Source organism: Streptomyces sp. sk2.1 (assembly GCF_008120935.1).
Taxonomy (GTDB): domain Bacteria; phylum Actinomycetota; class Actinomycetes; order Streptomycetales; family Streptomycetaceae; genus Streptomyces.
Window position 1 is genome coordinate 1 of the sequence record NZ_RDBO01000181.1, and the last position, 603, is coordinate 603.

The 603-nt window shown below is 70.1% G+C and carries 1 pseudogene; it reads right to left on the reverse strand.

What is annotated here, in order from left to right:
* A pseudogene (locus EAO76_RS42175) lies at positions 1-576 on the reverse strand (peptidase C14); the annotation flags it as partial.
* Between the last annotated feature and the right edge of the window lie 27 nt (positions 577-603).

Below are 603 nucleotides of genomic sequence, written 5' to 3' on the forward strand. Positions count from 1 at the left end.
GACGGTGGTGTCGGTGAGGGTGCCGCGGAAGGAGAGGACGGCGCCGAAGGGGTTGTCGTGGGTGTTCTTCTCGATGCCTTCGGTGCGTATGAGGTTGCCGCCGAAGTCGAGTTCGATGTGGGAGCGGTTGAAGAGGTGGCGTTTGGTGAACAGGAGGTCGGTGTGGGCTTCGATGCGGTGGACGCTCTTGTCGGCGATCATGGCGTCGAGTGCGGCGTCGGCGGGGGTCTTGGCGTCGAAGTGGCCGAAGGTGCGGAAGTCGAGGGTGCCGGTGTGGAGCTGGTGCCAGCGGCCGGTCTTCGCGTTTTTGGGTGCGATGACGGTGCCGTTGTTGTGGGCGGCGGTGGACTCGGGGTCCCAGCGCAGGGCCATGCCGCCGCCGTCGCCGGGGCGGGTGTGGCCGGCCAGGAGGATCTGGGTGCCGGTGGCGAGCGGTCTGGTGTTCAGCTCGCGCAGTTCGGCGACGGTGTCCAGGCGCAGTACGTCACCGGCCCGGGCGGGCGCGGCCTGCGCGCTGCCGGAGGCCGCGGCCGTACCGGCGATGACCAGACCGGCCAGACCCGAAGCCCGCAGCACGGCACGACGGGACGAGACGGAGGAGGG